A 23744-nucleotide genomic window follows, 5' to 3' on the forward strand; every position below is an offset into this window, starting at 1 on the left:
GTCCGTAACGCGGCGTCATCCAGCGAGCGAGCCCGGCCGAGGAGCCCGAGACTCTTCCGGCGTGCCCGTCTCCTACCGGTTCGGCAGGTCGTACACGTCGAGCAGCGTGATCTCGAAGTTGAGCGCCTTCGCGATGGCTTCGTCGTTCATGTCGAACACGGCAAGCTCGTCGTCAAGCTCGACGAGGCGTGCGGGAAACGTCTGCCCGTCCGGCTGCTCGAGGTTCATCATCTCGCCCACGGTGAGCTTGACGGTGGCGGGTATCTTCGCGCGCTCAACGCGGATCACCCGCTCCTCGGTGCGCTCTTCCCACGCCTCGCTCGCCCCGACGCGCGCCTGCCGCGTCTCGCCGACCACCATGTCGCGCACCGTCTCGATGAACACCGGTGGCATCCATCCCTCCACGCAGGGAAACTCGATGGGCTGTTCGATCTGCTCGATGAACGTGGCTCCGTCGTCGAAGAACCCGCGGTACGCCACCTTCACCATGCGGTTCTCGTTGCTCATGCTTCTTCGCCTCGCTCCGCGAGGTCGGCCAGCGTCACCCGCCGCGCGACGAGATCGGCGAGGGGCTCGAGGAAAAGCTGCTCGTCCTCGGCCAGGCCGTCCTTCCCGATGGCCATCACGCGATCGCACAGCTCGGCCACCGGCATCCCGTACACCTCGGCCTCGTAGCCGCGCTCCATGAGCGCGCCCTGCGCCGCCAGGTAATCGGCGCGCCGCACCTCGGCGAACAGCTCGTCGAGCGCGTCGAGGCTCGCCGGCGCGTAGAACAGCCCCTTGATGAGCGCGGCGTAGGCGATGACGTAGGGGATGGGCATGGCGTCGGCCGGGCGAATCTCGATGTAGGTCTTGAGGCGCACGTCGGTGAAGAACATGGACACGGCGTGCTCCACCTCGGCGCGCGTCATCGTGCGCGTGGCGTAGATGTCGCCGAACGTGCGGTCGGAGTAGCACCACTGCTCTTTGTGGCAGGGGATGAGGATGGCCACGGTGTCGAGGATGTACTCGGCGTAGCGGCGCAGGTCGAAGGCCGGGTCCAGCACGTCGGGCACGAGGCCGCAGCGGTCGTTGTCCACGTGCTGCCAGATGTCGGTGCGCACCAGCTGATGCTCGCGCGGCTTGCCCTCGAACACGGGCGTGTTGTCGCAGATGAGCGACAGCACCGGCACGAGCGCGAACGCCAGGCGCAGCTTGCGCAGGCAGTCGGCCGTGCTCGTGTAGTCGATGGACACCTGCGTCGAGGCGCTGCCGCGCATCATGCAGGGGCCGTACGTGTCGCGCTCGCCCAAATACAGGTTCATGAACTGGTAGCGGCGCTTCGGGATGAGCTCGAGCGAGCGCGCGGTGGCCGTGGGGTGGTAGCCCATCGGCAGCGCTTTCTCGCCGACGGGCTCGAGGATGGCGGCGAGGCGCTGCACGAACCCAACGAAAGCGTCGGATGCGGTGGCGAGGTCGGCGAAGGGGCCGGCCGACAGCTCGATTTGCGCGGCGGGCTCGATGGTGACGGCCTCGCTCGGGCGGGAGACGCCCAGGAGGTCGCCGTGCTCGTCGGTGGTGGTGCGCGGGTAGTCCTGCTGCAGCTGGCGCAGCACCCACGCCACGCCGTGCTCGTCGCTGTACGACACGGGGCTCAAATCGTCGTGGACGATGATCTGCTCCAGCTCGATGCCCAGCTCACCGGGGCCTCCGAAGGGCTTGATGCCGCTTTCGAAGAAGCTGACGATGGCATCGATATTGCTTTCGCGAGCGGGCTGCGCCGCCGTCGGGGAAGACGGGGACGGCTGTCCGGTTGCGGCTGTTTTATTCATGTAGCAAGCTCCTGAACTTGATGTAATCTATGCAAGCGTACGATACTTTGTATACAATACCGCTTTGGTCGCCGACCATGTCGGAAAACCATATCGTTTCGCATTTCCATTCGAAGACGAGGCCCGGTTTGGACGCTCATATCACAAAAAGAACAGCGCTTCTGCTGCTGCTCGACATCGTAGCGACGTATGCCGCCTACTGGCTTGCATCCTTGCTCACCGATGTCGAGGGTGAGGTGTTCGTCAACAACGAAATCTACTTCATGCTGGGCATCCTCGCGCTCATCAACGTGGCCGTGCTCGGCCTGTTCCACCTGTACAACAACCTGTGGGAGTACGCCAGCGTCGATGAGGCCATCCAAATCGTGCTGGCCGTGGTGCTGTCCACCCTGGTGGGCGCCGTGTTCCTCTGGATCATCGACGTGCGCCTGCCCATCCGCGTGTTCTTCGTCTCGTGCTTCCTGCTCATCTTCTTCATGGGCGGCATCCGCCTCGTATTCCGCGTCATGCGCCAGAAGAAGCGCGTGCTCGCCTCCACGCAACGCACCTGCGACCGCCCGCGCACCCTCGTGGTGGGCGCGGGGGAGACGGGCTCGCTGGCCATCGGCCGCATGGCCTCGAAGGACCCGCTCATGCCGGGCATTCCCATCGTAGCCACCGACGACGATCCCGCGAAGTGCGGCTCGCGTATCCACGGCGTGAAGGTGGCCGGTTCCACGAACGACATCGTCGAGCTCGTGGATCGCTACAACATCGACCAGATCGTCGTGGCCATCCCGTCCTCGACGCCCGAAGAGCGCAAGCGCATCTACGGCGAATGCACCAAGACCGACTGCAAGCTGCGCACGCTGCCGAACGTGCGCGAGCTGTCGCTCGACGAGATCGGCGACGTGCGCCTGCGCGACGTCGACGTGGCCGACCTGCTGGGACGCGAGGAGATCATCCTCAACACGCGCGCCGTGTCGGGCTACATCGCCGGCGAAACGGTGCTGGTCACGGGCGGCGGCGGCTCCATCGGCAGCGAGCTGTGCCGTCAGCTGTGCAAGGTGGCCCCGGCCCGCATCGTCATCTTCGACATGTACGAGAACGACGCCTACATGCTGCGCAACGAGGTGCTGGCCGAGTACGACGACATCGACGTGGTCATCGAAATCGGCAACGTGTGCGACGAAGCGCGCATCAACGAGGTGTTCGCGAAGTACCGCCCCGGCGCCGTGTTCCACGCAGCGGCCCACAAGCACGTGCCCCTCATGGAGCAGTGCCCGCGCGAGGCGCTGCACAACAACGTGTTCGGCACGCTCAACGCGGTGCGCGCCGCCGACGCGTACGGCGCGGCCCGCTTCATCTTCATCTCCACCGACAAGGCCGTGAACCCCACGAGCGTCATGGGCGCCACGAAGCGCATGGGCGAGATGGTGATGCAGTACTACGCCCGCACGTCGAAGACCATCTTCTCGGCCGTGCGGTTCGGCAACGTTCTGGGTTCGAACGGCAGCGTCATCCCCGTGTTCCAACGCCAGATTGCCGCGGGCGGCCCGCTCACCGTCACGCATCCCGAGATCGAGCGCTTCTTCATGACCATCCCCGAGGCGTCGCGCCTCGTCATCCAGGCCGGCGGCATGGCGAAGGGCGGCGAGATCTTCATCCTCGACATGGGCGAGCCCGTGAAGATCGTCGATTTGGCGAAGGGCCTCATCCAGCTGCAGGGCCTCACGCCCGACGTGGACGTCAAGATCGTGTTCACCGGCCTGCGCGAGGGCGAGAAGATGTACGAAGAGCTGCTCATGGACGAAGAGAGCACCCAGCCCACGGACAACCACTCCATCCTCATTTCCACCGGTCAGGAAATCAGCTACGACGAGGTGGCGGCGAAGCTCGACGAGCTGGAAGCCGCACTCATGCTCACCGACGAAGAAGCCGTGCGCGTGCTGGAGAAAACCGTGTGCACCTACCGCCACACCCCGAACCACGCATAGGGCAGGCGGGCGACAGCGCGTCTTTGTTCCTCGCATACCATTTTGCCTACGAATCTTGTCAAACGCGCCGTTCTTTCATAGGATGGTTCGCAGCACTGAAAACGCCTTATTTTTGTGCATTCGCACAAATCGAGGGGTACGCAACGGCTTGAGACGTCGCGTCCGCACGGCGGACGACGGAAGACGGAGGGGATCGACATGGCGATCACGACAGGCATCGTTGGAGCGGCCGGATTCGCCGGCATCGAGCTGACCAGGCTCGCGCTGCGCCATCCCGACCTCGACTTGCGTGTCGTCACCTCCAACGAGCTGGCCGGAACCCCCGTTTCCACCGAGTACCCCGGCTTCGTCGGCATCACCGACCTGGCGTTCACCACCCACGACGACCCGGCGCTCGACGCATGCGACCTCGTGTTCCTCGCGGTGCCGCACACGGCGGCGCTCGCCATGGCGCCGAAGCTCGTCGAACGCGGGGTGGCGGTGATCGACCTCTCGGCCGACTTCCGCCTCAAGGACCCCGCCGTCTACGAGCGCTGGTACGCCACGCCGCATACGGCCACCGACCTCCTCGCGCGCGCCGCCTTCGGCCTGCCCGAGCTGTTCCCCGACGACCTGGCGCGCGTTGCCGCCGCCCGCGCGGCGGGCGAGGGCGTGCTCGTGGCCTGCGCGGGCTGCTACCCCACGGCCACCTCGCTTGCGGGCGCGCCGGCCATCCGCTCCGGGCTCGTCTCGCCCGACGCCGCCGTGGTGGTGGACGCCATCTCGGGCGTGACGGGCGCGGGCAAGAAGGCGTCGGCCCGCACGCACTTCTGCTTCGCCGACGAGAACCTCGAGGCCTACGGCGTGGCCACGCATCGCCACACGCCCGAGATCGAGCAGATCCTCGGCATCGAAGGGCGGCTCGTGTTCACCCCGCACCTCGCGCCGCTCAATCGCGGCCTGCTGTCCACCGTGAACCTCCCGCTTGCATCCGATGCGCCCCGCGACACGGCGGCCATCGTCGAGCTCTACCAGGCGTTCTACGCCGACGACCCGTTCGTGCACGTGCTGCCTGCCCCCACCATGCCGAAAACCTCGTCGGTGGTGGGCACGAACTACGCGCACGTGGGCCTCGCCGTGAACGAGCGCGCGGGCATGCTCGTGGCCGTGGGCGCCATCGACAACCTGGGCAAGGGCGCGGCCAGCCAGGCCGTGCAGTGTGCGAACGCGGTGCTGGGGCTGCCTCAGACCCGCGGGCTCGAAGCAATGTCCGTTCCGGTGTGATCAGGTCGCCTTCAGGCTGCGACCAGAAAGAAGCTGCTATGACCGATCAGCAGAATGCCGAGATGCGCCCCGTCGAGGGCGGCGTGACGGCGGCGCGCGGGTTCCGGGCATCCGGCGTGCACGCGGGTTTCCGCAAGGACCCCGAGCGCTTCGACCTCGCGCTCGTGGCCGCCGACGAGCCGTGCGCGTGCGCGGCGGTGTTCACCCAAAACGTGTTCTGCTCCGCGCCCGTCACCGTGTCGCGCGAGCACCTCGAAGGCGTCGGCTACGGCACGGCGCGCGCGGTGGTGGTGAACTCGGGCAACGCGAACGCGGCGACGGGCGAGCCGGGTCTCGAGGCCGCGCGCGAGACGGCCGTGATCGCCGGCGACGCGGTGGGCTGCCCCGCCTCCGAAGTGCTCGTGGCGTCCACCGGCGTCATCGGCGTGCACCTTCCCATGGCTCCCTTCGGCACCGGCCTGCCGGTCGCCACCGCGGCGCTCTCCGCCGAGGGCGGCGCCGACGCGGCGCGCGCCATCATGACCACCGACACGTACCCGAAGGAGGCCGCGGTGTCGTTCTCGGGCGACGGCGTCGGCTACGACGGCTGCACGTTCACGGTGGGCGGCATGGCGAAGGGTTCGGGCATGATCATGCCGAACATGGCCACCATGATCTCCGTCATCACCACCGACGCGCCCGTTGCCGCACCCGCGCTCCATGCGGCGCTCGTGCGCGCGGTGAACCGCAGCTTCAACAAGGTGACGGTGGATTCCGACACCTCCACGAACGACTCCTGCTTCCTGCTGGCAAGCGGCGAAGCCGCGCCCGCGGGCAGCGCGCCCTTCGACCCGGACGGTGCCGCGTTCGCGCGCTTCGAGGCCGCGCTCGTCGCGGTGTGCGAAACGCTCGCGCGCCTCATGGCCGCCGATGGGGAAGGGGCCTCGCGCCTCGTCACCGTGAAGGTGACCGGCGCCGCGAACGACGCCGACGCCGACCTCGCGGCCCGCGCCGTGGCGAACTCGCCGCTCGTCAAAACCGCCATCTGCGGCCACGACGCGAACTGGGGCCGCATCGCCATGGCCATCGGCAAGTCGGGCGCGGCGTTCCGCCAGGAAGACGCCGCCATCGACATCATGGGTCTGCCCGTGTGCCGCGGCGGGCTGACCGTCGCCTTCGACGAGGACGAGGCCCTGCGCCGCTTCGAGCAGCCCGAAATCGCCATCGACATCGACCTGGGCGCGGGCGACGCCGAAACCACGGTTTGGACGTGCGATTTCACGCACGAGTACATTACGATCAACGGAGACTATCGATCATGAAATACGCGAAGGACACGCGTCCGAAAGGCGCATCGCACAAAGCGGCGGAAGTGCTCGTCGAGGCCCTGCCGTGGATCAAGAACATCACCGGCAAGACCGTCGTCATCAAGTACGGCGGCTCCGCCATGGTGGACGAGCAGCTGCGCGCCGACGTCATGGCCGACATCGTGCTCTTGAAGATCGTCGGCGTGAACCCCGTCATCGTGCACGGCGGCGGCAAGGCCATCACCGAGGCGATGGACTTCGTGCAGCTGCCCGTGGAGTTCCGCGACGGCCAGCGCGTCACCACGCCCGAGGCCATGGACCTCGTGCGCACCGTGCTCATGGGCAAGGTGAACCAGGAGCTCGTCGAAGCGCTCAACGAGCACGGCAACTTCGCCGTGGGCGTGTCGGGCGCCGATGCGGGCGTCATCGTGGCCGAGCAGGCCAGCCCCGACCTCGGCCGCGTCGGCCGCATCACGCGCATCAACAGCCCGCTCATCAACGACCTCGTGGCCGGCGACTACATCCCCGTCATCGCCTCGGTGGCGCTCGGCGAGGACGGCGGCTTCTACAACGTCAACGCCGACATGGTGGCGGGCCATATCGCGGCCGCCATCGGCGCGCACAAGGTGGTGTTCCTCACCGACGTGGACGGCCTGTACGAGAACTTCGAGAACAAAGATTCGCTCATCTCGAACCTCACGCTGTTCGAGGCGCAGTACATGGTGGAGAACAACATCGTGTCCACGGGCATGATCCCGAAGCTCAAGTCGTGCATCCATGCGCTCGACGCCGGCGTGTTCCGCGCGCACATCATCAACGGCATCACGCCGCATTCGCTGCTGCTCGAGCTTCTGACCAGCACCGGCGTTGGCACGACGATGCATTCGACGGAGGAGTCCTGCGCGTTCGACACCCATCCGCTGGGCAACTTCGCCTCGAAGTTGCTCGAGAACCGCCAGCACTCCATCGCCGCCGGCACGGGGCTGAACGGCAAGACTTTCTAACCGAAAGAAGGAAGACATGAGCTTCAACGAGGAACGGCTGCTCGAATCCGAATACGTCATGGGCACGTACGCGCGCAAGCCCGTCGAGCTCGTGCGCGGGCGCGGCATGGAAGTGGAGGACGCCGACGGCCGCACCTACCTCGACTTCGTCTCGGGCGTGGGCGCGGTGAGCCTGGGCCACTGCCATCCGGCGCTCGTCTCCGCGCTCGAGGAGCAGGCCCGCACGCTCATCCACGTGAGCAACTACTACTACATCGAGCATCGCGGCGAGGTGGCGCGCCTCGTGTCGGACCTGCTCAACGCATGCGTCGCCGACGACGAGCCCATGCCGTGGCAGAGCTTCTTCTCCAACTCGGGCGCCGAGGCGAACGAGTGCGCGTTCAAGCTGGCGCGCCTGCATGCCAAGAAGCGCGCCGTCGCCGCCGCCGAGCGGGCCGGAGCCGACGAGGACGCCGTGCGCGCCGCCGCGGCGAACGCCCCGCGCCTCATCGTCACGCTCGACCGCAGCTTCCACGGCCGCACCCTGGCCACGTTGGCCGCCACGGCACAGCCCGCCAAGCAGGAGGCGTTCCAGCCGCTGCCCGACGGGTTCATCCGCACGCCCTTGAACGACGTGGAAGCGCTCGAGCGGCTGTTCGCCAGTCAGGGCGACGCCATCTGCGCCGTCATGGTGGAGTGCGTGCAGGGCGAGGGCGGCGTACATCCGTGCACGGCCGAATTCCTCCAGGCGGTGCGCCGTCTCACCGGCGAGCGCGGCGCGCTGTTCATGTGCGACGAAATCCAGTGCGGCATGTACCGCTGCGGCACGTACCCCTTTGGCTTCCAGCACTTCGGCGTGACGCCCGACGTGGTGACCATCGCGAAGGGCATCGCCTCGGGCTTCCCCATGGGCATGTGCGCCGCGCGCGCCGACGTGGCCGCCTCGTTCGACGCCGGCGATCACGGCTCCACGTTCGGCGGCAGCTGCCTGGCTGTCGCCGCCGCCGAGGCCACCGTGCGCACGCTTGCAGCCGAGGGCCTGGCCGAGAACGCCGAGCGCGTGGGCGCCTACCTGCGCGAGGCGCTCGCGCAGCTGCCGAACGTGGAGGAGGTGCGCGGCCTCGGGCTCATGGTGGCCGTCGATCTCGCCGAGGGCGTGAGCGCGCCCGACGTGGTGCTTGCGGGCCTCGACGCGGGCCTGCTGCTCAACTACACCGGCCCGCGCACGCTCCGCTTCCTGCCGCCGCTCGTGTGCTCGGAGGCGGACGTCGACGTGCTTGCTCAGAAGCTCGGGCGATTGCTCGGGGCGTAGCTTCGCCCGGAGCCGTGTACGGGAACGGTCGGTTTCGCACGAAACCCGGAACAGGCCGTTCCCCTCAAGAGGGTGTCGGGTCGTCGAAACTTTTCCGCACTTTTTGAAATTCTGGCGCCGGAAACCCGATTCATGAGGTACTATTTAATGCATATTTTCGCCAGGTATTCCGCAATTCTGCATACCTCGCGAAGGTGGATGTGATCGGAACCGTATGTGATCGTTCTCGGACGGGAACAGAGAGTATCGAGGGCATGAGGAAACGTCAACAACGGCACGACATCATTCGCGACATCATTCGCGAACATAATGTCAAGACGCAGCGCGATCTCGCCAATCAGCTGCAGGCCGCTGGCTACGAATGCACTCAGGCCACGATCTCTCGCGACATCATGGACATGGGCCTGGTGAAGTCCCGCGAAGGCTATTACGTCCTCCCCGAGGAAATGCGGCTCCAACGGATGGTTTCCGAATTGGTTGAAGAGGTGCACGTGGCAGGCAATATGGTCGTAGTGAAGACGTTCTCCGGCGGAGCTGCCGGCGTCTCTGCTGCGCTCGATAAGGCCAGCCTGCGCGGTGCATTGGGCACGGTGGCCGGCGACAACACGATCATGATCGCGGCGGAGAGCCCTGAGGCTGCCGTCGAAGTTGAGCGCGCCATCGACCGACTGCGACGACGCTAGTCGTCGACTATATTTCTTTGCGGGGACGCTTTTCTCCCTGCACTCACCCCACGCTTGTACCAAGCAGCAGCGTCCGAGCCGCCCGGCTCTGACGCATGTCACCACGAAAAGCCGTGGTGCGCACGATTGCAACCCCACGCAGACATCCGCGTTGGGCCCGCGCATATCCCGACCGCCTGGCGAGGGCAGGAGACGCGCCATCGGAGCCGCACCGTGACCGGGCAATCCAACCAAACGAAACCCAGGGAAGGACCCTATCATGGCTCAGCAGAAAGACAAGGCAGTACTGGCATACTCCGGCGGACTGGACACGTCCGTGTGCATCAAATGGCTTCAAGAAGAGAAGAACCTCGACGTCATCGCCGTGGTGGGCGATGTGGGGCAGGAGCACGAGGGTCTCGAGAAGATCAAGCAGAAGGCGCTGAAAACCGGCGCGGTGGAGTGCCTCGTCGTGGACATGCGCTCGACGTTCGCCGACGACTACCTGGCCAAGGCGCTTGCGGCGAACGCCATGTACGAGAACAAGTACCCGCTCGTGTCGGCGCTGTCGCGGCCGCTCATCTCCAAGCACCTCGTGGACGCCGCGCACAAGTTCGGCGCGAAGTACATCGCGCACGGCTGCACGGGCAAGGGCAACGACCAGGTGCGCTTCGAGGCGAGCATCCTCATGCTCGATCCGGACATCGAGATTATCGCCCCGGTGCGCGAATGGGATTTGCACACGCGTCCTGAGGAGATCGACTGGGCCATCGCCCACGGCATCGACGTGCCCGCCACGAAGAAGTCGCCGTACTCCATCGACGACAACCTGTGGGGCCGGGCCATCGAGTGCGGCGTGCTCGAAGATCCTTGGATGGAGCCGCCTTCGGACATCTACACGATGACCGCCGATCCCACCGAGGCTCCCGACGAGCCGCAGTACGTCGAGCTCGAGTTCGCGCGCGGCCTGCCCTACGCTATCGACGGCAACCAAAAGAGCTTCCTCGGCATCATCTACGCGCTCAACGAGATTGCCGGCAAGCACGGCTACGGCCGCATCGACATGATTGAGAACCGGCTCGTGGGCGTGAAGAGCCGCGAGTGCTACGAAGTGCCCGGCGCGCTGTCGCTCATCCAGGCGCACAAGGCGCTCGAGGACCTCGTGCTCGAGCGGGAAGTGCTGCACTTCAAGCTGGGCATGGAGCAGGAGTGGGCGAAGTGCGTGTACAACGGCCAGTGGTTCTCGCCGCTCAAGGAAGCGCTCGACGCCTTCCTCGCCTCCACGCAGCGCTGCCTGGCCGGCACGGTGAAGCTGAAGTTCTACAAGGGCTCCTGCACCGTGGTGGGCCGGAAGAGTGCCTACTCGCTGTACGACTACGCGCTGGCCACCTACGACAAGGACGACTCGTTCGACCACGCCGCGGCCAAGGGCTTCATCCAGCTGCAGACGCTGTCGGCGAAGACGTGGGCCTCGAATCGTCGTCAGGAAGGCGCGCCGGCCGAGCTGTTCGACGCTCAGAAGAAGGTCGGCCCGCTGACGAAGGGCAAGTACGAGGACGTCACGCCGGTCGGGTCGTCGATCGTCGAAGAGGCGGAGGCGGCTTTGCAAGCCGTGTCCGAGAAGGCGTAAGGGGAGAGCACCATGGCTTTGTGGTCGGGTAGATTCACGGAGAACGTGAGCGAGTTCACGCAGCGCTTCGGCGCGTCGTTGCCGGTTGATAAGGCGCTGTACGCGCAGGATATCGCCGGGTCGCAGGCGCACGCGCGCATGCTGGGGTCGGCGGGCGTCATCGCCGCCGACGACGCCGCGGCCATCGTGGGCGGCTTGGATCGCGTGAAGGCGCGCATCGAGGCGGGCGATTTCACGTTCGACATCAACGACGAGGACATCCACATGTCCGTGGAGCGCGCGCTTATCGCCGATATCGGGGACGCGGGGGCGCGCCTGCACACGGGACGCAGCCGCAACGATCAGGTGGCCACCGACACGCGCCTGTTCGCCAAGCAGCGCTGCGAGGACCTCATGGCGGCGAACGTCGCGCTGCGCCAGGCGCTCGTCGCGCAGGCCGAGGCGCACTTCGACGTCATCCTGCCCGGCTACACGCATATGCAGCACGCGCAGCCGGTGCTGTTCTCGCACCACCTGCTGGCCTACGTGTGGATGCTCACGCGCGACTTCGAGCGCTTGGCCGCCGCCCGCGCGGCGGCGGATGCGAGCCCGCTCGGCTCGGCGGCGCTCGCGGGCACCACGTACCCGCTCGACCGGCAGATGACGGCGGCGGAGCTCGGCTTCTCGAAGGTCATCCCGAACTCGCTCGACGCCGTGTCCGATCGCGACTTCCTGCTGGACTTGTCGTATGCGTGCAGCGTTTCGTGCATGCACCTGTCGCGCCTGTGCGAGGAGATCGTGCTGTGGTCGAGCTCCGAGTTCGCGTTCATCGAGCTGTCCGACGCGTTCTCCACAGGCTCGTCCATCATGCCGCAGAAGAAGAACCCGGACTTCGCCGAGCTCATCCGCGGCAAGACGGGCCGCGTCGTGGGCGATTTGGTGGCGCTGCTCGTCACCATGAAGGCGCTGCCGCTTGCCTACAACAAGGACTTGCAGGAGGACAAGGAGGGTGCCATCGACGCCGCCAAGACGCTCGAGGACTGCCTCGTTTGCGCCGCCGGCATGATCGAGACGATGCGCGTGGTGCCCGAGGCCATGCTCGAGCAGGCGAAGAAGGGCTACCTCGCCGCCACCGACGTGGCCGACTACCTGGCTAAGAAGGGCATGCCGTTCAGGCGCGCCCACGAGGTGGTGGGGCATCTCGTGCTCGTGTGCGAGCAGCGCGGCTGCGACCTCGACGATCTGACGCTGGCGGATTTCAAGGCCGAGAGCGACCTGTTCGAAGCCGACATCACCGCGTCGCTCGACCTGGAGAGCATCGTGGCGGCGCGCACGACGGAGGGCGGCACGGGGCATGCGGCCGTGCGGGCGCAGCTGGCGCTTGCGCAGGAAGCGCTCGCGGCCGACGCGGCGGCGCTCGAGGGGTAGCAACCGCGCATACGGAGGGGAGCGCGGGGGAGCGGGGTGCGGGCCGAACGGCGCGCACCCCGCTTGTTTCAACGGTGTTTTGAGCCTCCGACCGGGCATTTCTCGTTGTGACCTTTTTCCAACAAACTTGTGTTGTTTCATGGGGGACAACGTCCCGATGATACAATGAGCGAAGTTTTTTTGGAGGTGACACGTGGCTTCACGTTCGATAAAGAATCGGCCGGGGATCAAAAAAAAGCATCCGTCCATCGGCGTTCTCATGGTTATCACGGTCATTGTGGCCGTTATCGCAGCAGGCTGCGCGGGCGTCTACGCCCTCGGGCAGTCATGGATCGGCGACCTCGACGACTTCGACGTCTCCGATGCGGGGCAACTCAACTCGTCGCTGCCGTCGGTGGTATACGCCTCCGATGGAACGACGGTGCTCGCGCGCTTCCAGGTTGAGTACCGCGACCCCGTCGAACTCGACGAGATCAGCGACTACGTCAAGCAGGGCACCGTTGCCACCGAGGACGAGCGCTTCTACGAGCACGGCGGTTTCGACCTCGCCGGCATCGCGCGCGCCGTGTACGTGAACCTCACCGGTTCGGGCAAAGAGGGCGCGTCCACCATCACGCAGCAGTACGTGCGCAACACCATCCTCGCCGACGAGATGACCGACATCTCGTTCAAGCGCAAGGTGCGCGAAATGTACCTCTCCGTGAAGATGGAGGAGCAGTACTCCAAGGACGAGATCCTGCTCATGTACCTCAACACCATCAACTACGGCTCGGGCGCCTACGGCATCGAGGCCGCGGCGCAGCGCTACTTCTCGAAGAGCGCCTCCGAGCTCACGCTCGTCGAGGCCGCCACGCTCATCGGCATCCCGCAGTCGCCGACGTACAACAACCCCTTCTACAACAACGGCGAGAACTGCATCGCGCGCCGCAACGTCGTGCTCGACCGCATGCTGTCGAACGGCGTCATCACCCAGGCGGAGCACGATGAAGCGCAGGCGGCCCCGCTCGAGACCAATCCGACCGAAACCACGGTTGACGGCATGGAGCAGTACCCGTACTTCGCCAGCTACGTGAAGACCATCCTCACGGACGAGAACGGCGACTACCGCTACTCCGAGGACGAAATCTTCAAGGGCGGTCTCACCATCAAGACGACGCTCGACGTGAGCACGCAGGAGGAGGCCGAAGCCGCCATTCGCGAGAAGCGCGATTCGCTCGATCCCGCCATCAACGGTTCGTTGGTTGCCATCGATCCCGAGACGGGCTTCATCCGCGCCATGGTGGGCGGCGACGACTGGGAGAACAACAAGCTCAACCTTGCGACCGGCGAGGTGGGCGTGGCGAATCCGGGCCGCCCGTGCGGTTCGTCCTTCAAGGTGTTCACGCTCGTCGCGGCGCTCGAGGCGGGCATCAACCCGCAGACGATGGTGGACTGCTCGTCGCCGTCGAACATTCCGAACACGGAATACACCGGCGCGAATGCGCTGCAGAACATCGACAACAACAACTACGGCACCATCAGCATCCAGCGCGCGTTCGCGAAGTCGTCGAACACGGGCTTCGTGCGGCTCGAGATGGCACTCGGCATCGACAAGGTGATTGCCACCGCCAAGAAGATGGGCATCACCTCGACGCTTGAAGCGAACCCGTCGCTCACGCTCGGCCAATCGAACGTGACAATGCTCGACATGGCCAGCGCCTACGCGGTCATCGCGAACGGCGGCGTACGCGTCACCCCCACGCCTATCGAGACGATCACGAACTCGAGGGGCGAGGTCGTGGTGGACAACAGCACGCCCGATACCGAGCTATCGAAGACGAAGAGCGAGCAGGTCATCTCGCCCGAGGTTGCCTACGCGGCCACCGAGGTCATGAAGACCGTCGTGAACTCCGCCGACGGCACCGGCACGGAAGCCGCGCTGCCGAACGGCCAGGCGGTGGCCGCCAAGACGGGTACCTCCACCCTGTATAAAGACATCACGTTCTGCGGCATCACCCCGCAGATGTCGGTGGCAATTTGGCTGGGCGATCCCACCAATGCCGAAACGCTGCCTGCGCACGTGGGTGCGGGCGACGTGTTCCGCAACTTCATGACGGACGTATTGGAGGGGCAGCCGACCGAGGACTTCCCGACGGCCTCCGATCCGGCGTACAAGACCTTCTCCGATTCCACGTACAAGATCGGCGGTTACTCCTCGAGCTCGACCGACAAGAACACGAACACGAAGGACGATGCCGACAAGGACGACGAGAAGAGCACCGACAACACCACCAAGAAGGACGAAGGCAAAACCGATCCCACGCCTTCGCCCACGCCAACGCCGACGCCCGATCCCACACCGACGCCCGATCCTGAGCCGGATCCGGATCCCACGCCGACGCCGGACCCCAAGCCGGATCCTGACCCTGATCCAACCCCGACGCCGACGCCCTCAACCGCTTCCTTGTCGCTAGATTTGTGGACTAGGCAACCGTTTTGGTACACCCGCGGCACCTTTGCAGCATAAGGCCGCGCGCCGGTACTATACTTCTTCAACGAATATCAGATGCTAGAGAGCAGGTTAGGAATGAAACATACGAGATTCGTCAAGGCTGTGGTCGCGGTGTGCGCGGGCGTCTTGATGGTTGCCGCTTTGGGCGGGTGCGCGCAGCAGGACACGGCCGCGACGCAGCAGCAGTCCGAGAATCGCCAGTACATGACCCAGGTCAACCAGTCGATGGACGACCTGAAAACGCGTCTCGAGAGCTTCACCGACGCGGTGTCCCGCGGCGACGTGGTGGGCATGCGCACGCAGGCCGACAACGCCTTCAAGGCCATCGACGACCTGAACAACATCGACGTGCCCGACGCGCTCAAGGACATCCAGGCGGAGTACGTCGACGGCTCGAACGACCTCAAGGACGCGCTCAACTCCTATATCGAGCTGTACACGGAAATCGACAGCGCCACCGAGGACCAGCCGTTCGATTATTCCACGTACGACCAGCGCATCCAGGACATCAAGAAGCAGTACGACGAAGGCATCGGCAAGCTGCAGTCGGGCGACAACAAGGCCACCGAGCTGCCGAAGTAGCCTCGCGCGCACGCGTCTCACGATCGTCTTTCGAAGCGGCGGCCCTCGGGCTGCCGCTTTTTCGTGGGCGCGACCTCGCGTCCGGCCGATTGGGTCGGTCGTGTTAATTCTGCGCTTGCAATCGGGGGCTTATGCGGCGAAGGGTATAATATCAATGGAGCAGAGTATCTGTTTTCCCACATGAGGACGGAGGAACGGTCTGGTGAGCGAAAAGACTCAGGGCGCACGGGGTATTGCCGAGGAAGCGTTCGGCAATGAGCGCAAATTCAAGCAACTGGTGGATGCGTTGTCGGGGCCGTCGAGGCGAGATCGCCAAAACGCCGCCGCGGCGCTGTCCTTCTTCGCCAAGGATCACCCTGATCTCATGGTGCCGTTCGGCGCCTCCGTGGTGGACGCCCTCAATCGACCCGAAGCGCAAACGCGCTGGGAGTGCCTCGACATTCTCACGACGCTGGTCGATCACGATTCCCGCGCCTGCGACAAGGCGGTGCCGGGTGCCGAGACGGCCCTGTTCGACGAGGAAAGCGGCCCGGTGCGCCTCGCGGCCATGCGCTTCATCTGCAAGCTGGGCTCCACGACGGAGAATCGCTCGGAGCGCGTCTGGCCCCTCATCGACGAGGCCATCCAGTGCTACCACGGCGACCTTGAGTTCCAGGACATGCTGACGGCGGTCATCGACTTCTCGGCGGGCAAGCTGGCGCCGTCCGTGAAGGACGAGCTGGGCGCGCGCATGGCGTTCGACGCCTCGAACGGCAAGGGCGCGCTCAAGCGCCGCGCGCAGCAAATCGTCGACAACGTGCAGAAGTAGCGCCATGACCCGCCATACCGTGACCCTCATACCCGGTGACGGCATCGGGCCGGAGACGTCGGCGGCCATGCAGCGCGTGGTGGAAGCGAGCGGGGCCGACATCGCATGGGAAGTGGCCGAAGCCGGCGCGCATCTCATGGACGAGTACGGCACGCCGTTGCCCGAGGCCACCATCGAAGCGGTCAAGCGCACGAAGGTGGCCATCAAGGGCCCTATCACCACGCCGGTGGGAACAGGGTTCCGCAGCGTGAACGTGGCCCTGCGCAAGGCGCTCGACCTGTACGTGTGCCTGCGCCCCGTGCTGTCCATCCCCGGAGCGGGCGGACGCTACGACGGCGTGGACCTCGTCATCGTGCGCGAGAACTCCGAGGACCTGTACGCGGGCATCGAATTCGAAGAGGGGTCGGAAGCCGCGCGCAAGCTCATCGCGTTCTGCGAGGAGGAGGGTGCGGGCTCCATCCGCCCCGACTCCGGCATTTCCATCAAGCCCGTCTCGGTGACGGGGTCCGATCGCATCGTGCGTTACGCGTTCGAGTACGCGCGGAAGCACGGGCGCTCGCTCGTGACGGCGGTGCACAAGGCCAACATCATGAAGCACTCCGACGGCCTGTTCCTGCGTGTCGCGCGCGAGGTGGCGGCGGAGTATGCGGGCGAGGTGGCGTTCGAGGACCGCATCATCGACGCGTGCTGCATGAACCTCGTGGTGGACCCCACCCCGTTCGACGTGGTGGTGTTCCCGAACCTGTACGGCGACATCGCGAGCGACTTGGCCGCGGGCCTCGTGGGCGGGCTCGGCATCGCGCCGGGCGCGAACATCGGCGACGAGTACGCCGTGTTCGAGGCCGTGCACGGCTCGGCCCCCGACATCGCCGGCCAGAACAAGGCCAACCCCACCGCCGAGATTCTCTCGGCCGCCATGATGCTCGACCATCTGGGCGCATGCGACGCGGCGGAGCGCATCCGCCGTGCGGTGCGCCTCGTGTACGCCGAGGGAGCGCACCTCACGGGCGACATTCGCAGAACAACCCGCTCGGATCGGCCGGCGGCAAGCTGTACGGAATTCACCGATGCCCTCATCGCGGCTATCGTAACGTTGGACTAAGGAGAGGTAATGACGCAAGAGAACAGCAGGTTCGCTTCGACGCTCGACGTCGACGGCGCATCGTACACCTACTACCCGGTTTCGACCGTTCCCGGCTCCGGAGAGCTGCCGTACTCGCTGACGGTGCTGCTCGAGAACGTGCTGCGCAACGTCGAGGACCCTGCGTTGGCCGAAGAGCTGGCCGCGCGCATCGTGGAAGCGGGCCGTGCGGGCGCGGTGGGCAGCGAGATCGAGTTCTCGCCGGCGCGCGTGCTGTTTCAGGACTTCACGGGCGTGCCCGTGTTCGTGGACTTCGCGGTCATGCGCGAGGCCTGCGCCGAGCTGGGCGGCGATCCGACGAAGATCAACCCGCAGATTCCGTGCGACCTCGTGATCGACCACTCGGTGATTGCCGACGTGGCCGGCTGCGCGGGCGCGCTGCAGCAGAACATGGACCTGGAATTCTCGCGCAACAAGGAGCGCTACGACTTCTTGAAGTGGTCGCAGGAGTCCTTCGAGAACGTGCGCATCGTGCCGCCAGGAGCGGGCATCTGCCATCAGCTCAACATCGAGCAGTTCGCACACGTGGCGATGACCTCCGAGACCGACGGCGATGGGCGCACGGCGTACTTCGACACGCTCGTGGGCACCGACAGCCACACGCCCACGGCCAACGGCATCGGCGTGCTCGGGTGGGGCGTGGGAGGCATCGAGGCCGAGGCCGCGGCGCTCGGCCAGCCCATCACGACGCTCGTGCCGAAGGTGGTGGGCGTGCGCCTGACCGGCGAGCTGGGCGAAGGCGTGTGCGCCATGGACGTGGCGCTGACGTTCGCGCAGATCCTGCGCTCGAAGGGCGTCGTCGGCTGCTTCGTGGAATGCTTCGGCCCCGGCCTTGCGAGCTTGAGCGCCACGCAGCGCACGTGCATCTCCAACATGACGCCCGAGTACGGCAGCACCTGCACGCTGTTCCCGGTGGACGATCGGACGCTCGCGTACCTGCGCCTCACCGGCCGCTCGGAGGAGCAGGTGGCGCTCGTGGAAGCCTACGCGAAGGCGCAGGGCTTCTGGAACGACCCCGCCGCTCCCGCGCGCACGTACGCCGAGGTCATCGAGTTCGACCTGGGCGCGGTGCAGCGCTCCATCGCCGGCCCGTCGCGCCCGCACGACCGCATCCCGCTCGCCGAAGCTCAGGAGCGTTTCCGCGCCGTGTGCGCCGAGCGCGGGCTCGACCTGCAGCAGCACGTGACCGTCGACCTGGGCGGCGAAGCTGCCGAGCTCACCCATGGCGCGCTGGCCATCGCGGCGGTCACCAGCTGCACGACGGCCACCGACCCGTCCATGATGCTGGCGGCGGGCCTCGTGGCGAAGAAGGCCGCGGATGCCGGCTTGACGCCCGCGCCGTGGGTGAAGTGCGTGCTCGCGCCCGGCAGCAAGGCAACCGAGCTCTTGCTCGAGCGCGCCGGGCTGCTGGACGGCCTGCGCGCCCTGGGCTTCTACACGTGCGGTTTCGGCTGCATGAGCTGCATCGGCAACTCGGGCCCCATCCGCGACGAGATGCACGCTGTTGCGGAGGATATCGAGCTGGCCAGCGTGCTGTCGGGCAACCGCAACTTCGAGGGCCGCATCTCGCCCGACGTGTCGCAGAACTACCTGGCCGCCCCGGCGACGGTGATCGCCTACTCTTTGGCGGGCACCATGGACGTGGATCTCGAGCACGACGCGCTGGGCACGCGTGCCGACGGGACGCCCGTCTACCTGGCCGACATCTGGCCGACCGACGAGGAGATCGCCGCGCTCGTTGCGGCGCATGTCGACCGTGCGCTCTACGAGGAGGGCACGCGCGGCCTCTACGACGGCGACGCCGCCTGGCAGGCGCTCGGCAGCGAGGCGAGCGACACGTTCACCTGGGACGACGCATCCACCTACGTGCGCCGTGCGCCCTACTTCGACGGCATGGGCCGCGAGCCTTCCGCGCCCGTGCCCATCGAAGCGGCCCGCGCGCTCGCGCTGCTGGGCGATTTCATCACCACCGACCACATCTCGCCCGCCGGCTCCATCGCGGCCGATTCCCCGGCGGCGCGCTACCTCGAGGAGCGCGGCGTGACGCCGGCCGACTTCAACACGTACGGCGCGCGTCGCGGCAACCACGAGGTGATGATGCGCGGCACATTCGCCAACGTGAAGCTGCAGAACAAGCTGGCCGAGGGGAAGAAGGGCGGCTGGACGCGCGACTTCGCCACGGGCGAAGTGCTGCCGCTGTTCGACGCGGCCATGGACTACGAGGCTGCCGGCGTGCCGCTCGTGGTGGTGGCGGGCAAGATGTACGGCAGCGGCTCGTCGCGCGACTGGGCGGCGAAGGGCCCGGCGCTGCTGGGCATCCGCGCCGCGTTCGCCGAGAGCTTCGAGCGCATCCATCGGTCGAACCTCATCGGCATGGGCATCCTGCCGCTGCAGTTCCAAGAAGGGGAGAGCGCCGAGACCTTGGGTCTCGACGGGTCGGAGCGCTATACCGTGGCGCCCATCGACTTCTCGGAAGGCCTGCCCGCGCCGCGCGTAGCCGACGTGGTGGCCGAGCGCGCCGACGGCACGACGGTGTCGTTCAAGGCAACCGTGCGCGTGGACACGCCCACCGAAGGACGCTACTACGAGCACGGCGGCATTTTGCCCTTTGTGTTGCGTCAGCTGATCGGCTGACGCACGAGCGCCAGCCGGCGAGGTTGTTTTCGCGCTTTGCGCGAATCGCGGCGGGATTGTTGTGTAAAGAGAAGGTAACGGCGGCGCCCGGTTGCTCTGAGCAATCGGGCGCTTTGGTGTATAGTAGTACTTTTATTGGTGGGAGAGATTGGAAGGGATGCCGTGAAACAGACATCCGGTTTCGATGCGCTGATCGAAGCGCTCAAGCAATCAGGGGTCAACGTCGACGGTCGGTTCGATGCCGACAGCGAGGCTCCGCATGAAGGCGCGGGACGTTCGGGCAACGGGGGAGGTTCCCAGCCGCCGCACGTGAACGTGGAAATCCCGTTCGCCGACCGCATGGCGTCGTGGGGCAAGCGCGCCCTCATCGTGGCCGCCATCGTCATCATCGTCATCGGGCTCGCAGCCTATTGGTGGTTCCATCCGCCTATCAACATCCACAGCACCGACACCTGGATGTTCGTCGCGGTGTTCATCCTGTTGCCGCTGTTCCTGCTGTTCTGGAGCAAGTCGCACAGCTACCGCACGGGCTCGGGCAAGGTGGAGCCGAACGCGGGCAAGGCCAAGGCGTTCAAGTGGGCGTCGTTCTTGCCGGTGCTCGTTGCCGTGATCGGCGTGCTGGGCGCGGTGGCGTCGCTGTCCGTGTTCCCGGGCAACGCCGAGAAGTACGCCAACGTGCTGCAGACGGAAACCGAGACGTTCGCCGACGACATCAAAGAGGTGAACTACTCGGAGATCCCCGTCATCGACCGCGCTTCGGCCGTGCTGTTGGGCAACCGCGAGATGGGCTCCATCCCCGACTTCGTCAGCCAGTTCGAGATATCGCCGCTGTACAGCCAGATCAACTACCAGGGTGCGCCGGTGCGCGTGAGCCCGCTGAGCTACGCCGACCTGTTCAAGTGGTTCACGAACCGCGACGGCGGCATCCCGGCGTACGCGCTCGTGAACATGACCACTCAGGATGCGGAAATCGTGCGCCTCGACGACAACCCCATCCACTACTCGGAGTCCGAGCCGCTCGCGCGCAACATCGACCGTCACGTGCAGCTGAGCTACCCGTTCTACATGTTCGACCAGAAGTCGTTCGAGATCGACGACGACGGCCATCCGTGGTGGATCTGCCCCGTGCAGTCGCGCACCATCGGCCTGTTCGGCGGCACCACCATCCAGCGCGTGGTCATGGTGGATGCCACCACGGGCGAGACGCAGGACCTGGCCATCGAGGACGTGCCGCAGTGGGTGGACCATGCGTATCCCACCGATCTGCTGCTTGAGCAGTACAACTGGTCCGGCAAGTACAAGGACGGCTGGCTGAACTCGTTCCTCGGTCAGCAGGGCGTCGTGCAGACCACGCCGGGCACCGATGGCAACCTGGGCTACAACTACATCGCCAAGGACGACGACGTGTGGGTGTACACGGGCGTGACCTCGGCCACGGCGGACAACTCCATCGTGGGCTTCGTGCTGATCAACCAGCGCACGGCCGAGTCGCACTTCTACTCGGTGGCGGGCGCCACCGAGGAATCGGCCATGCAGTCGGCCGAGGGCCAGGTGCAGAACCTGCGCTATCAGGCAACGTTCCCGCTGCTCATCAACGTGTCCGGACAGCCGACGTACTTCATGGCGTTGAAGGACGATGCGGGGTTGGTGAAGCAGTTCGCCATGCTCGACATCCAGCGCTACCAGAACGTGGCCGTGGGCAACACCGTGGCCGAGTGCCAGAAGGCCTACCAGGCGCTGCTTGCCACGAACGGCGTGGCCGCAGGCGACGCCGGCGATATCGGCTCGCTTGAGATGCAGGGCACCATCGACCACATCGCGCAAGCGGTGGTGGAGGGCAACTCGCACTTCTACGTGACGCTTGCCGAGGGCGATGGCATCTACGACTTCGCGCTGCCGGGCCTCATCGAGATCGTCGGGTACAAGGAAGGCGACACCATCTCGTTCAAGTACGTCGAGGCCGAGCCGACGAGCCCCGTCGAAGAGATCCTCAGCGCAAAGCCGAGCACGACCGGCAAGAACACCGGTGAAGCCGAAAGCTCCGCCAAGGAAACCGAGAAAGAAGCCGAAGCCACCGCCGACGCCAAGGGCAACACCGTATAGGTTCGACGCCCCCGCCCTTTGGCGCGGGGGTGATGGACGCTCCCTCCGCCCTTTGGCGGGGGAACGATGGGTGATCCCCGCTCTTTGGCGCGGGGAGTGATAGGCGGTTTGTGAGAGAGGGCCGCGCCGATTCGTTACGCTTGTGGCGTGCGATCGGCGCGGCCTTTGACGTGCGGACCCGTGCGCCCCTGCCGCGCCATAAGGGGGAGGAAGCGCCCCTGCCGCGCCATAAGGGGGGGGCAAAAAGAGCGCTCGAAACGCTTGACACCCATCGCTGAAGGGATACAATAAGACAGTTGCTTCTTCGGAAGCATGGACATTAGATTGTTCCGCTGCCCAAGACAGTTGGTACCGTGAGGTTTAATCGCAGGAATGCGGCCCGCCGAGGTGGTTCTGATAAGTTTCGCGCTTTGACGACCCCTGCTGTTGAGAGACGGCGGGGGTCGTTTCTTGTTCTCAAGCGACGATCCCACCCGCAAGGGGCGGAACCCGAGTTTGAGAAGAAGGAGGTGTACTACATGCCCAACGCAAAGAATCAAGAGATGCTTACCAAGATCAAGGAAGATCTGGAGGGCGTTTCCGCTGTGTGGGTCGTGGACTACTGCGGCCTGACGGTGAAAGACATCCAGGCGTTGCGCGCGGCCGTCCGCGAATCTGGCGCGACCTTGAAGGTGTACAAGAACACCCTCATGCACATCGCACTGGAAGAGTCGAACCTGCCCACGCTCGACACGATGCTGGAGGGTCCGAGCGCATTCGTGTTCGCCGGTACCGACGTGGCTGCTGCCGCGAAGGCCGTGAAGACGTTCGCCAAGACCAACCAGAACCTGGAGATCAAGGGTGGCTTGATGGAAGGTGAAGAGGTTTCTGCCGCACAGGTGGAGGCTATCGCTTCGCTGCCGTCTCGCGAAGAGCTGCTTGCTCAGATCGCCGGCGCTATTTCCGGTGTCGCCCGTGGCCTCGCTGTCGCGCTCAACGGCGTGCCGCGCGGTCTGGCACAGGTCACGAAGGCTGTGGCCGATCAGAAGGACGCTGCGTAAATGCAGCAACGGCGGCGTGACGAGCGCTGCCGCATAACGAATGAATATACCGGTCGGGAAGGCCCGACCACTTTGAAAGGAAACGAACATGGCTGTTACTCGCGAAGAGATCATTGAGGCCCTCAAGGAGATGTCCCTGCTCGAGGCTTCTGAACTGGTGAAGGACATCGAGGAGACGTTTGGCGTTTCCGCCGCCGCCCCCGTGGCGATGGCTGCCGCTCCGGCCGGCGAGGCCGCTGCTGCTGAAGAGCAGACCGAGTTCGACGTCGTGCTCGAGGGCTTTGGCGACAACAAGATCGCTGTCATCAAGGTTGTCCGCGAGATCACGAGCCTGGGCCTGAAGGAGGCCAAGGAACTGGTCGAGAGCGCTCCGAAGGCCATCCAGGAGGGCGTGAACAAGGACAAGGCCGAGGAAGTCAAGGCCAAGCTCGAGGAAGCCGGCGCTGCCGTCACCATCAAGTAACTTGGTTTCGCTGGTCTGACGACTATCGAATCTGCTTGATTCCGAGAGACCCCCAGATGCTGGGGGTCTCTCTCTGTTCAGGTCTATTGCACCTTACTGACGGAATGGCAACGAAACGTACGCTGGCGCAGGGCCGCGCTTATAGTAAGTGC

The 23744-nt window shown here is 65.6% G+C and carries 18 protein-coding genes; 16 read left to right on the forward strand and 2 right to left on the reverse strand.

Annotated elements, in window-relative coordinates:
- Positions 1-72 precede the first annotated feature (72 nt).
- On the reverse strand, positions 73-507 hold the full coding sequence (locus tag C1876_RS13580) for an FKBP-type peptidyl-prolyl cis-trans isomerase (protein ID WP_114547264.1): 435 nt from the start codon (positions 505-507) through the stop codon (positions 73-75).
- The gene (locus C1876_RS13585) at positions 504-1811 is read right to left on the reverse strand and encodes a glutamate-cysteine ligase family protein (RefSeq protein WP_114547265.1); all 1308 of its coding nucleotides are present in this window, start codon (positions 1809-1811) and stop codon (positions 504-506) included. Before C1876_RS13585 ends, C1876_RS13580 begins: the two co-directional genes overlap by 4 nt.
- 128 nt (positions 1812-1939) lie before the next feature.
- Between C1876_RS13585 and C1876_RS13590 the strand changes: the two genes are divergently transcribed.
- From C1876_RS13590 to rplL, 16 genes are all read left to right on the forward strand, one after another.
- Positions 1940-3787 (forward strand): polysaccharide biosynthesis protein, encoded by a 1848-nt coding sequence (locus C1876_RS13590; protein WP_114547266.1) that lies wholly within the window; start codon positions 1940-1942, stop codon positions 3785-3787.
- A 198-nt stretch (positions 3788-3985) separates the two neighbouring features.
- Positions 3986-5050, forward strand: a complete 1065-nt coding sequence (argC, locus tag C1876_RS13595) for an N-acetyl-gamma-glutamyl-phosphate reductase (RefSeq protein WP_114547267.1) — start codon at positions 3986-3988, stop codon at positions 5048-5050.
- A 38-nt stretch (positions 5051-5088) separates the two neighbouring features.
- A complete protein-coding gene (gene argJ / locus C1876_RS13600) occupies positions 5089-6351 on the forward strand; it encodes a bifunctional glutamate N-acetyltransferase/amino-acid acetyltransferase ArgJ (protein WP_114547268.1) in 1263 nt (420 codons plus the stop codon).
- On the forward strand, positions 6348-7340 hold the full coding sequence (argB, locus tag C1876_RS13605; RefSeq protein ID WP_114547269.1) for an acetylglutamate kinase: 993 nt from the start codon (positions 6348-6350) through the stop codon (positions 7338-7340). Before argJ ends, argB begins: the two co-directional genes overlap by 4 nt.
- 16 nt (positions 7341-7356) lie before the next feature.
- Positions 7357-8631 carry an aminotransferase class III-fold pyridoxal phosphate-dependent enzyme gene (locus C1876_RS13610; RefSeq protein WP_114547270.1) on the forward strand — a complete coding sequence of 425 codons (1275 nt, stop codon included), beginning with the start codon at positions 7357-7359 and terminating at the stop codon, positions 8629-8631.
- Positions 8632-8885: 254 nt separating this feature from the next.
- A complete protein-coding gene (locus tag C1876_RS13615; RefSeq protein ID WP_009305040.1) occupies positions 8886-9314 on the forward strand; it encodes an arginine repressor in 429 nt (142 codons plus the stop codon).
- A gap of 259 nt (positions 9315-9573) precedes the next feature.
- A complete protein-coding gene (locus C1876_RS13620; RefSeq protein ID WP_114547271.1) occupies positions 9574-10923 on the forward strand; it encodes an argininosuccinate synthase in 1350 nt (449 codons plus the stop codon).
- Between the two features lie 12 nt (positions 10924-10935).
- Positions 10936-12330 carry an argininosuccinate lyase gene (gene argH, locus C1876_RS13625; RefSeq protein WP_114547272.1) on the forward strand — a complete coding sequence of 465 codons (1395 nt, stop codon included), beginning with the start codon at positions 10936-10938 and terminating at the stop codon, positions 12328-12330.
- A 259-nt stretch (positions 12331-12589) separates the two neighbouring features.
- Positions 12590-14836 (forward strand): transglycosylase domain-containing protein, encoded by a 2247-nt coding sequence (locus C1876_RS13630; RefSeq protein ID WP_244910156.1) that lies wholly within the window; start codon positions 12590-12592, stop codon positions 14834-14836.
- A gap of 60 nt (positions 14837-14896) precedes the next feature.
- Positions 14897-15403: a hypothetical protein gene (locus C1876_RS13635; RefSeq protein WP_114547274.1), complete on the forward strand. Its 507-nt coding sequence runs from the start codon at positions 14897-14899 to the stop codon at positions 15401-15403.
- Positions 15404-15605: 202 nt separating this feature from the next.
- Positions 15606-16211, forward strand: coding sequence for a hypothetical protein (locus tag C1876_RS13640; protein ID WP_114547275.1), 606 nt, complete (start codon positions 15606-15608; stop codon positions 16209-16211).
- Positions 16212-16215: 4 nt separating this feature from the next.
- Positions 16216-17313 (forward strand): isocitrate/isopropylmalate dehydrogenase family protein, encoded by a 1098-nt coding sequence (locus tag C1876_RS13645; protein WP_114547276.1) that lies wholly within the window; start codon positions 16216-16218, stop codon positions 17311-17313.
- A gap of 9 nt (positions 17314-17322) precedes the next feature.
- Entirely contained in the window at positions 17323-19986 is a 2664-nt protein-coding gene (gene acnA, locus C1876_RS13650) for an aconitate hydratase AcnA (protein WP_114547277.1), read from the forward strand.
- Between the two features lie 162 nt (positions 19987-20148).
- Positions 20149-22089 (forward strand): Tat pathway signal sequence, encoded by a 1941-nt coding sequence (locus tag C1876_RS13655; RefSeq protein WP_114547278.1) that lies wholly within the window; start codon positions 20149-20151, stop codon positions 22087-22089.
- Between the two features lie 518 nt (positions 22090-22607).
- Entirely contained in the window at positions 22608-23129 is a 522-nt protein-coding gene (gene rplJ / locus C1876_RS13660; protein ID WP_114547279.1) for a 50S ribosomal protein L10, read from the forward strand.
- Between the two features lie 88 nt (positions 23130-23217).
- Entirely contained in the window at positions 23218-23592 is a 375-nt protein-coding gene (gene rplL, locus C1876_RS13665; RefSeq protein WP_114547280.1) for a 50S ribosomal protein L7/L12, read from the forward strand.
- Positions 23593-23744: the final 152 nt, after the last annotated feature.

This window comes from Eggerthella sinensis (assembly GCF_003339815.1).
In the GTDB taxonomy this organism is placed as follows: Bacteria; Actinomycetota; Coriobacteriia; order Coriobacteriales; family Eggerthellaceae; genus Eggerthella; species Eggerthella sinensis.